Consider the following 9,301-nt stretch of genomic DNA (forward strand, 5'->3'; position numbering starts at 1 on the left):
CCGCTTCCTTGCTGGGCGCATTGGCAATAGTTTTAGTACGCCAGGCGAGTTCAGCCTCAGGGCTCCATATCTGGCCGGTAACGTAGCAAATGCGTTTAAATACGCCATCCTCAAGCGCATCATCCAGGGTAATGCGGTGGACGCTATAGGGTTTCCGGCCTGCGCGAGCGTCCTCAACATATTGGTTGTACTCATTGTCAACGCCGTTATGGGTGCTGATAATCCGCACCCGTGCGCCCCACATCGTCAACGCCATCGCAGCCTTCAATAGCCCGTGTAGCGAATCGTGAAACGCAGCCTCATCAATGACCACATCACCCTGCATGCCGCGTAAGTTGGATGGTCTCGAGGAAAGGGCCGTAATCTTGAAGCCGGAATTGGGAAAGCGGATCGTATAAGTAAGGATTTCTTTGCTGCCGTCTTCATCCTTGAATATCGATTCATCGACACTACCGGCCAACTGGTTAAAGGCCTTAGCAAATAAAGCACACGCGGCAATATATTCAAGCGCCATCTCCTGACGACTACCCACATAATAGACATTACGCCCTCCGCGTTTTTTCGGTTTTGATGCCGTGATGACATTGCAAGCCGCTTCCGCCCAGGTCAAACCGGTACGGCGGGATTTTTCGGCGATCTTGACCTCTGATTCATCCTCAAACCAGCGAGCCTGATAGCCCAGTAGAACCGGTTCGTCATCCGGGAAATAATCACCGGTTTGCAGCTCCTGACTTTCGGGCATCATTGTCTGCCCGTCAAAATGCGTTTAATCGAGGCTTCCAGCTCAACGCTGATGCCGTCGTTTTTAAGTTCGGTCGCCAGTTCTTCCGCTGCTTCTTCCCGTGAGCGCTTGCGTATCTCCGCCTCAAACTCTCGCTTCCACTTAGCGCTGCCAATCGCCGACCGGTTTAAATCCGCAATAGCCCGCACCAGCTTCGGTATTGCCGCCATTCTTTCGCCGATTTCCAGCCCGCTGACTTCCTCAAACATATCCATGATCTGGTCCATAGCGACCATTTCATTAGCCTCCATCAGCGCCGCTTTCTCGTCATCCGATGCGCCGCGTAGCGCCTTGGCAATCTCCATTCGCTCACGGGCGCGGGACAGCGACTTTTCCATCGCAGCCTGTAAATTCGAGCCGTGCCGCCACACTGCGGTTTTGCTGATTTGATAGCCTTGCTCCTGAAGCCAAGCTGTCAAACCCTCATAATCGCTAAACGCCTGATCGACCAGCCGGGCATTCAGCTGCGCCACCACCGCATCGGGCAGTAATGCAATAGCCGGACGAGGAGCCATTAAATAGGCTCCGGCCGCGCTACGCCCGGCACGGTTGATAAACCTTGCTGAACATCGCCGCCCCTGGCTGTCAGCGTAGCCAGCCAAATACCGTCCGGCTGCTTGGCCAGCACCAGGCCTTGCTCATGCAGCCATTGCAGATCGGCTCGCAACAGATCAGTAGATGCTGCTTGGCCGCGACTGGACAAAGCCTTTTTTAAATCAACCTCATGCAACGTGTAGGCATTCGCGGCATTCAACAGGCTTAAAATAGCCAGGCGCCGGTGGGCGATAATCAGATCAGGGTAACTGCTCATGGCAACCTACTTGTTATTCATTAGATGTTGATGGATCGTATTCAGCGTATTTCGAATAGCATGAAATTCGCCTTTCATCTCTTTGATTTCGCCGTTTAGCATATCCAGCCGCTGATGCACCCGCTTAAAATCATTATGATCAGGCGCGTGTTTTACGTCCTGTTCCAGTCGCGTCAGCCGCTCTAATTGCCCATCCAGCCGATCATCGATACTGTTTTCCAGATTGGTAATCGTCGCGCTGGTGATGCGTTGGCGGTTGTTCAGCCAACTCATAATGCCTACTGCGGCAATCAGCAGCGTCTGGATCACATCAAACCAAAATTTTGCTAATTCATATCCTGCGCCCATATTTATAACTCCTGAGCCCGTGGCTTTATTGTCATTGTCTTTCCCTTATCTCATGCATCGTCTGGCAGCTGATGCAGCGTACACACTTCGGCAATGCGGCCAGCCGGTCTGCCGGAATTGCATCATCGCAATCGATACACTCAACCACACCGTCTACAATCTGTTGAGCAGGCAACGCGTGATCGATCAGATGCTGCTGAAGAGCCAGCTCGTTTGAAAATTGCGCCGTGTCATTAGCGCGGTCTATAGGATCAGTCATCCGGAGAATCCCTTATCTGATGCGTTGATTTAATAATGACTTCCAGCTGTTCGGCATATTGCCGTAGCAGCCGGTTGCGGGTTGCCAGTCGTTCGTAAACATCATCACTAACCGAGGTCAGGTCGGTTGACGAAATGGACGGTAGAACCGGTCGAGCCGGGAGCGGCAGCGCTTGTTGCATGATCTTCACCGGTTCCGGCGTCGTGCAGCCCTGCATCCCCAGACCAGTCATTATCAAAATCAGAGCGCTCAGCCAAATGTTTCGGGTCGTTATCATGAAGGGTTTCCTCGCGGTGGGTTTCTTGAAGCATTGCCAATGCTGTATCCAGCTGCTGGCGGCTAGTGTTGATAATCTCGGCAGCCTCGGCGCGCTGCTGTTGCATTTCTGCGTGGTGCTGCTCGGCCCGAGCCTTGCCACGGTAGCCCAGTGCCACAATGATGACAGCCAACAATACAATCAGGCCGATACCAATAAAATACGTCATGACTTACCCCGCGAGCCAAAGCCGATCTTGACGGTTGTGGCTACCGTTAAATAAAGATTGACCATTGCCCCGCCGATCATGCCGATACCGGTCGCGACAGCATCAACATCGTCGGCCGATAAATCGATCGGTAGATAGTGAGCCAGTAAATAAATGATAGGCAGTAGCGCATTTAACCGGAGCTGTCGTTGTTTCCAGATTGCAGGATCAGCAAGAGACTCACCGGCGCGAAGGGCGCGGCATAGGGACAAAATAAATGTCATCATTACCAGAACATCCTCAGATAGGGGGTTAATTGGTGGCAGGGCGTATGCAGCAACAGATCGAATTGCAGCGCATGAATTTCTTCGTGGATCTCGCTCAGCTTGCCCTCTTGATAATTAAGATCGCCCGTCATAACGCTATGCGCCTGCCGCCACCATGCGTCTTGCAGGGCTTGGAGATTAGCTAACCGTTGTTGCGTAGTCATTCAGCGCGCCTCGAATAAGGCGCGTTCGGTAGCGCGTCGGTTTACAAGACCCTTGCAGACCTGTTTTTTGCCATCGACGGTGATTTTATTCCAGACCAGGAACTGTTCGGCGGCCTCGTCCATATCGCCCAATTGCAAATAACCCAGCAACGTCGACGACCTGAAATTAGTCACGCCGATATTGAAAACCAGCAGTACCAGCGCATCGTATTGGTTTTGAGTCAGACGGTAGCCGCCGTTCAGCGACCCTTTGCCAGCCATCGTGGCATTGATGTAGGTCTCAGCGGTTTCAAGGTCGGCTTTTAATAGCGCTTCACCTTCGGCCGGAGTGATGGGGCGTAAAAACCGCTCAGTAGATTTGATTAGATGGCCGTAGCCGATAGTCCGATTTCCTTCGGCGTCTGGATAAGTTTTAGCACGGAACTTCTCAATGTCTTTGAGAATGGCTAGCCCATTAGGCGAGATGTAGAGTTTTGCAGGCATAGCACACCGGTTCCGGAAAAATAAATGTCCAGACCAGTGTATGAGATTAGGGATTTAGCAGGTATCCGAAGGGCTTCGGAAGAGAATTATTGGTGTAGGGATGGAGTTCAAGGCTGGCCTTGAACTCCCGATTGAGACTAACCGGCGATAAACGGCATATCCTTATTTACCACCCAACCCTGGCTTTTCGGCAATCATTACTCTCAGTGATTTTCCATCGCTGATAATTCGTCTCATCTTTTGCTTGTAAGTACGCGGCCGCTACGAAAGAGGCATAAACACATATGTCGGTAGCTGAACCGTTACGCTTAACAATTTCATATTCCTGTATTGCATCAATAGCCACTTTGTTTTCCACATCCTGCATAAAACTGGTGGTATTCTTTTTTGTGGCCCGTATAGAATTCGTGGTATGAGATTCACTCCCCCCTCTCAAGAAGTACCAGATAGCAATTGCAGCGAGTAAATAGAAAGTGGTGTTTAATTCCTGCATGACGGTTTTAGGCGCTCTGGGATGGAGCGCTGGTGCGGGATTACGCGAATTCTTGCGGTGGCTTAATTTAATAAACACGACAACGAAGGCTATTATCAGCACTATCGCTATCAGAAAGCCGACCACTTCCCCTACAAATGAGCCAGATTGAACTGTCTCTGCGCTTGTCTGTCTTGGCTTGGCGGGCTCGACGCCATTAATCACCTTGACCAACTGATCAAGATTAGCCTGAAGTTCGGCTTGTCGCTGCCTTTCGGTATAACCCTGGTACAGAAAATAAGCGCTTAATACTGCACAGGTGATAACCCACGCGATTAATATTCGAAATAGTATTTTAGATGTTTGTTGGTTCATTATTTCCCCTTGGTTGGCATTTGTCTTACATATCATCAACATCAAACAGATCCACCTGCCCATAATCCTCATCCATGCCATTGCAGATAGTCAGCACCTGCCGCTCGGTTAAGCCGTACTTACGGGCTACGTTAAACAGCGGCTCGCGCTCTTTGCGCAACCGGCGGATCTCGGTATTACGTAGCGCCCTAAACGCCTTGGCAGCCTTGGGGATCTGGATGACCTCACCGGCGAAGTTCTGACAAAACACCGCGGCCGCCGCCACGCCGAGCACCTGACTCAACTGATGCAGAGCATCCACCTGTTGCGGCACACACAGATGACCGCCGCCGTAATGCTGGAGTAAATCCATCGCAGTTTGATCGCCGCAGTAGTCGGCGATCTGTTTCAACTTTTCGGGCAGCAGGTGTCTGGGTAACTGGTACATAGCTTTACTTAAGCCGTCGCAGCAGTTTTGGCGATGCGTTGCTGCCATTTCTTCAGCGCCTCAATCACACCGCTGGCCTGCTTAGTATCCAACCATTGCAGTGCCTCAACGCCGGTCAAGCGCTTGACATAAGCGGCTAGACTGGACTCGGACGGATCGCGCACAATGCCCTGGTTGTGCATCTCCAGCCACAATGCGCGGATTTTTTTGGACTGAGCATCACCAGCCAGCGCGCGGGTAGATGCGTCTTTACTGTGCTTTATCTTGAAACCCTTTTTCTTCATGGTCTCAACGGCTTGGCACAGCTGACCGATAGACATCGTCGTTGCCGAGTATTTGCCGTTTTTCAGGGTAGCGCCCTGCATCGGTAGCCAGATACCGTAATAGAACTCATCATCCCAGCCCAGCTGATCTTTGCCAACTTGCAGCAGAGTATAATAGTTTTTACGGTTATCGGCCTCAGTACGCGGTTTGTAATTTCGATTATTCATGATGTCGCCTTTTTCGCCTTGCCCTGCCAGTTTGGCGGCGGGGTTGATTTTTGTTTGGGTTCCGCCGCTTTCGAGACTACCGCCCCGACCGACTGTAACCCAGCCTGTGCGCCGACGTGACCACGGTTGCGCTGTTCCTCGATTACCTGTGATTCGGCAGCGGCCAGATTCTTCTCGACCCGGCCAACCATGATCGATAACAGATAACCGTTAGATTTCAACGGCAGCACCAGCGACGCGGGTTTGTTGCTGACCAGCTTCATCATTTCCGCCTCCCAGGCCTGCCGGGGCATCGCATAAACAATGCCGCCACGCTCCAACTGCCCAGACCTGATCATCGGCATCAGCTCCTCAGTCAATGCCAGCCGCCGAGACCAGCGCAGGGCTTGTTTCGGCGGTTTGAACAGTTCCAGGTAGCGAAACAGCGCCCCGATCAGGCTAATCGGCAATTCCGACAACAGCGCCGCCCAGCCATTGCCTGCTTGCAGCTCCAGCGATTGGATAATGTCAACGTCCTTGCCGCAGTACGGACATGACACCGTGCAGTTGTTGGGCATTAAACCAGCCCCGCCCACGCATTGCGTGTGCCGTTATAGTCATCGCAACCGGCAACCGGTACCGATTGAGTCGGTCGTGACGTATGCTTGGCGGCCAGTTTACGCAGCTGGTTGCGGTTGCGTTGCGCTTTTGATACGCCGATATTGCCGGATAGGAAGGTGCGGGCCAGCTCGGCGGTCTGCTCGGCTTTAGACGGTTTTTTAGCGCGCTGTTGCCAAGTGATGTTTTTAAGCGGCTTGGTCGCTATCCAGGACAGCGTGATCTTGCGATCATAAACCAGTTGATGGCCGCTCATGCCGATCGGCTCCGGCACCTTGGCATTCGTATAGCGGATGATGTTGATTAGTTTGGTAACGCTGATTTCCAACAGCTTAGCGATTTCAGGGCGGGCTATAGTGTTTGGGTTGCTCATAATTGATGCTCCAAGCCAGCGGCTGCGGTGCTGCCATCAACGCCACGATTCAGATTCGCGTTGCATCCGGCCAAATATCCTGAATGTGAATCGCTATCGTACTGTCGGCCTTTGGTTTCGCGTGATTTCATATCTTCCGCTTTGCTGTGATGCTTATCCATATACGCAGCAATCGCAGTTTTAGCCGATGAGCTAGGTGCAATGGCAGTAATTTTACTCTCTGCTGCCCAAACCCAGTTTGTCGAATATACATCGGCGCGCTTTGTTACTGCGCCCTTGGTTTTAACGCGTTTTAGGTTATTTTTTATATATTCGGCACGATCCCGCTTAGCCTGTCGTAGCAGTACGCCGAACGCGTAGCTGGCTAGCTCCGGTGCAATTTCGACACCTATAAACTGCCATTCTCCAACGCCGCTGAAAAATATGAGCTTGCAGCTAAACGCCTTCGCGGCAGTTTGTGCCAATATTGTTTCCCATTTTGTCGGCTTAAATTTGACATTAGCCTTTGCACTGTGGCTATTGGCCTCGGCGGCCCGTACATCAGTCAAGGTTATGTTATGCGCCGCCATCAGGGCCTGAGCCTGTCTCATAGCCGTTGCCGCCTCATTAGCGTTGCTGCTTGCGGCAAGTCTTAGGCATTTTTTGATTTTACCGAGGATTTTGTCTTGTTCTGTCATATCAAACCCTCCGCATATCCAACGCCAGCTGCTCCATTTTGCCCTTGTCATTACGCCGGTAAATCCGCAGGTACTGTTTGGTATTAACTGGCTGTATAGAGTCGTGCAGCGCTTGCATAGCCAGCGTCCATTCGGCGTCGTCAATTTCGTAGCGCATTAGCGTGTACATGCGGCCTAAATTAATCTTCCCTTCCTGGTCGGTCTGGAACGCATGATTAACCAGCGCGATAATGTTGATATTACTGTCCTTCGCCCAGCGCTGTATGCAGGCATCGACCAGCACCCGTGCGGCTTCCAGATTTTCGTTAAAGGCCATAACGTCGGATTTAGCCAATTTAACCTGTAGGCTGCCGTCAAAGCTGGACAGCGTGATGTTGCCCTTTATTCCGCCCAGTTTGACGTTGTAAGTTTCCGCCGACAGCGATGTAAAGGCCTGTATTTCGCCGAAAGTATCGTCATGAAAATCCTGTTCCAGCTGCGCTAATTCGTCGGCTTTGCCGACAATTTCACGCACCAGGTTATCGCGCATTTTATCGATCTCGCTGATCAGCTGTACCGGGATTAGGTGGCCCAAGGCGTTTTTCATGTAGCCAGCGGGTATTGTGTTATGTGGTTCCGACATTATTTAGTCCTCATGTTTAAAAAATTGCAGGTTGGGTTCCCAAGCCGGAGCTTGGGAACCCGCGTAATTACCAAAACCGCATCATCAGCGGCATCACTATCAACACCACGGCCAGCAGTATCAGGCCGTGCATTAGTGGTATCTCTTCTGCCTTCTATGCCCCGGCCAGACGATGACGCTCGGCATACGCATGGGTTTATGCCAGACCACCTGGACACCCTCAACATCCGCCGCATAGGAGCGGTACATCTGCCCCGCTGCGCCGCCCTGACCGGTGCAGACCGATTTGAGCAGCCGCGTTGCCGCTGCGGGTTTTACCGTAATGGTCAGCGGATCGCCCAGGCTGGCGCTGATGATGACATGGCCCTTTGCGTACAACTCATGCGCTACACGGGTGATGCGAGCTACCGTTTCATCGTCGGTTTTCGGGGTTTGTATTTGGTAGCTTTTCATGGATTCTCATTTATGTTGCGAAGTTCAAGAATGGTTTCCATCAAGGATTTCCCGCGCCGTTTGCGGGTTAATACCGCCAAAAAACGCCGCCCTAATTTCCAGCAGAACCGTTTATTTACCGGCAGCGACAGCGCTGGCCGGACTTTGAATTTCGCATGAATTAACGTTGACCGGGCCATCTATGCCTCCAGGATTAAATCATTGCTGATTTTAGGAAAACCCAGCTGTGCCGCCTGATTCATCGCCGCCGTGACCAGGTTGTTGATCATCAACGGGTACATCAAACTGACCGACTCGCGGGTTTTACCGGCCTTGGCGAAGATCAGCCGACCGCGGACGCCATCCAGTGCGTCTTTTTCGAATAGCTCATCGATCCCCTTGCCAACGCGCTCGAATTTGAATTTAAGGTATTGGTCAAGCTGCGCGTCCAGCGGTGGCAGTTCGACTACCTCACAGCGCTGCACCACTTCCCGCACCTCAGGCGAGCGCTCAGACAGTTTGATTTTTAGCTCGGTCTGACCGATCAGCACGATGGACAACAGTTTTTTAAAGCCGTCCTCCAGCTCGAAAAACCTTTTCAAGTGCTTGAGGGTGGCAATGCTTAGCCCGTGCGCCTCTTCGATAATCAGGCAGTGGTTAAACCCGGCGCGGCGGCTGTCTTTCAGGATGCGGTGCAGCTGGCGGCTTTTGGCCTCCATCGACACACGGGGTTTTTCCTGCGGGGCCAGGGTCAGGATGATGCTGTCGGCAATCGCGCTGGCCTTTAAAGTCTTACCGCGCACATCGTTGTCTTCCATGCCCAATACATACGGCTCGATGACCATGATCGGCGCATCTTCGCGGGCTATGCGGTCATGCAGATCGCGGCGTAAGGTCGATTTGCCTGAGCCACTTTCGCCGATCACCGCGATAAAACCGCCGTGCATGGCCGTTGCCCACAAATATTCCCGCACCCGTCGTATGTCGGGGGAGGTAAACACATCCGCCGCCTCGTTGACATCATTACCGAACGGGTCGCGGAAAAGATTAAAGTGCTGTCTGGCCGCTTGTGACAGCGCGGTTTTACGTAGTAACATATCGATACCTTCTTGGTTAGGGGTGACAAAGGTTGCAGGCTCAGAACCTGCAACCGCTTCAAACATTGCCGCGTCAACGGCAATATCTCGGACGACCAGCGC

The 9,301-nt window shown here is 52.3% G+C and carries 19 protein-coding genes; 1 reads left to right on the top strand and 18 read right to left on the bottom strand.

Annotated elements, in window-relative coordinates; translation table 11 throughout:
* The 17 genes from M0R47_RS20870 to M0R47_RS20950 all read right to left on the bottom strand — a co-directional run.
* On the bottom strand, positions 1–745 hold a 745-nt coding region (locus M0R47_RS20870; RefSeq protein WP_366513266.1), incomplete at its 3' end, for a terminase family protein.
* Positions 742–1,296 (bottom strand): phage protein Gp27 family protein, encoded by a 555-nt coding sequence (locus tag M0R47_RS20875; RefSeq protein ID WP_292558289.1) that lies wholly within the window; start codon positions 1,294–1,296, stop codon positions 742–744. The genes M0R47_RS20875 and M0R47_RS20870, both read right to left, overlap by 4 nt.
* Positions 1,296–1,592 (bottom strand): ArsR family transcriptional regulator, encoded by a 297-nt coding sequence (locus M0R47_RS20880; protein WP_292558290.1) that lies wholly within the window; start codon positions 1,590–1,592, stop codon positions 1,296–1,298. Before M0R47_RS20880 ends, M0R47_RS20875 begins: the two co-directional genes overlap by 1 nt.
* A gap of 6 nt (positions 1,593–1,598) precedes the next feature.
* The gene (locus M0R47_RS20885; protein WP_292558291.1) at positions 1,599–1,940 is read right to left on the bottom strand and encodes a DUF2730 family protein; all 342 of its coding nucleotides are present in this window, start codon (positions 1,938–1,940) and stop codon (positions 1,599–1,601) included.
* 31 nt (positions 1,941–1,971) lie between these two features.
* Positions 1,972–2,199, bottom strand: coding sequence for a TraR/DksA C4-type zinc finger protein (locus M0R47_RS20890; RefSeq protein WP_292558292.1), 228 nt, complete (start codon positions 2,197–2,199; stop codon positions 1,972–1,974).
* A 107-nt stretch (positions 2,200–2,306) separates the two neighbouring features.
* Positions 2,307–2,684, bottom strand: coding sequence for a hypothetical protein (locus tag M0R47_RS20895; RefSeq protein WP_292558293.1), 378 nt, complete (start codon positions 2,682–2,684; stop codon positions 2,307–2,309).
* Positions 2,681–2,950, bottom strand: coding sequence for a hypothetical protein (locus tag M0R47_RS20900; protein WP_292558294.1), 270 nt, complete (start codon positions 2,948–2,950; stop codon positions 2,681–2,683). The genes M0R47_RS20895 and M0R47_RS20900 overlap by 4 nt, the downstream gene beginning before the upstream one ends.
* Positions 2,950–3,153 (bottom strand): hypothetical protein, encoded by a 204-nt coding sequence (locus M0R47_RS20905; RefSeq protein WP_292558295.1) that lies wholly within the window; start codon positions 3,151–3,153, stop codon positions 2,950–2,952. The genes M0R47_RS20900 and M0R47_RS20905 overlap by 1 nt, the downstream gene beginning before the upstream one ends.
* Positions 3,154–3,636, bottom strand: coding sequence for a lysozyme (locus tag M0R47_RS20910; protein ID WP_292558296.1), 483 nt, complete (start codon positions 3,634–3,636; stop codon positions 3,154–3,156).
* A 166-nt stretch (positions 3,637–3,802) separates the two neighbouring features.
* A complete protein-coding gene (locus tag M0R47_RS20915; protein ID WP_292558297.1) occupies positions 3,803–4,483 on the bottom strand; it encodes a hypothetical protein in 681 nt (226 codons plus the stop codon).
* Between the two features lie 25 nt (positions 4,484–4,508).
* On the bottom strand, positions 4,509–4,958 hold the full coding sequence (locus tag M0R47_RS20920; RefSeq protein ID WP_292558298.1) for a Mor transcription activator family protein: 450 nt from the start codon (positions 4,956–4,958) through the stop codon (positions 4,509–4,511).
* On the bottom strand, positions 4,919–5,401 hold the full coding sequence (locus tag M0R47_RS20925) for a regulatory protein GemA (protein ID WP_292558299.1): 483 nt from the start codon (positions 5,399–5,401) through the stop codon (positions 4,919–4,921). The genes M0R47_RS20920 and M0R47_RS20925 overlap by 40 nt, the downstream gene beginning before the upstream one ends.
* Positions 5,398–5,958 carry a hypothetical protein gene (locus tag M0R47_RS20930; protein ID WP_292558300.1) on the bottom strand — a complete coding sequence of 187 codons (561 nt, stop codon included), beginning with the start codon at positions 5,956–5,958 and terminating at the stop codon, positions 5,398–5,400. The genes M0R47_RS20925 and M0R47_RS20930 overlap by 4 nt, the downstream gene beginning before the upstream one ends.
* Complete coding sequence (locus tag M0R47_RS20935) at positions 5,958–6,371, bottom strand: hypothetical protein (protein WP_292558301.1); 414 nt, start codon at positions 6,369–6,371, stop codon at positions 5,958–5,960. The genes M0R47_RS20930 and M0R47_RS20935 overlap by 1 nt, the downstream gene beginning before the upstream one ends.
* A complete protein-coding gene (locus tag M0R47_RS20940) occupies positions 6,368–7,048 on the bottom strand; it encodes a DUF2786 domain-containing protein (RefSeq protein ID WP_292558302.1) in 681 nt (226 codons plus the stop codon). The genes M0R47_RS20935 and M0R47_RS20940 overlap by 4 nt, the downstream gene beginning before the upstream one ends.
* A gap of 1 nt (position 7,049) precedes the next feature.
* Positions 7,050–7,670: a DUF3164 family protein gene (locus tag M0R47_RS20945; protein WP_292558303.1), complete on the bottom strand. Its 621-nt coding sequence runs from the start codon at positions 7,668–7,670 to the stop codon at positions 7,050–7,052.
* A gap of 132 nt (positions 7,671–7,802) precedes the next feature.
* Positions 7,803–8,123 (bottom strand): hypothetical protein, encoded by a 321-nt coding sequence (locus M0R47_RS20950; RefSeq protein WP_292558304.1) that lies wholly within the window; start codon positions 8,121–8,123, stop codon positions 7,803–7,805.
* 12 nt (positions 8,124–8,135) lie between these two features.
* On the opposite strand from M0R47_RS20950, the gene M0R47_RS20955 reads away from it, so the two are divergent.
* Complete coding sequence (locus M0R47_RS20955) at positions 8,136–8,282, top strand: hypothetical protein (RefSeq protein WP_292558305.1); 147 nt, start codon at positions 8,136–8,138, stop codon at positions 8,280–8,282.
* Positions 8,283–8,302: 20 nt separating this feature from the next.
* Here M0R47_RS20955 and M0R47_RS20960 read toward each other — a convergent pair.
* On the bottom strand, positions 8,303–9,301 hold a 999-nt coding region (locus tag M0R47_RS20960; RefSeq protein ID WP_292558306.1), incomplete at its 5' end, for an AAA family ATPase.

The organism is Methylobacter sp., from assembly GCF_023227905.1.
GTDB lineage: Bacteria > Pseudomonadota > Gammaproteobacteria > Methylococcales > Methylomonadaceae > Methylobacter_A.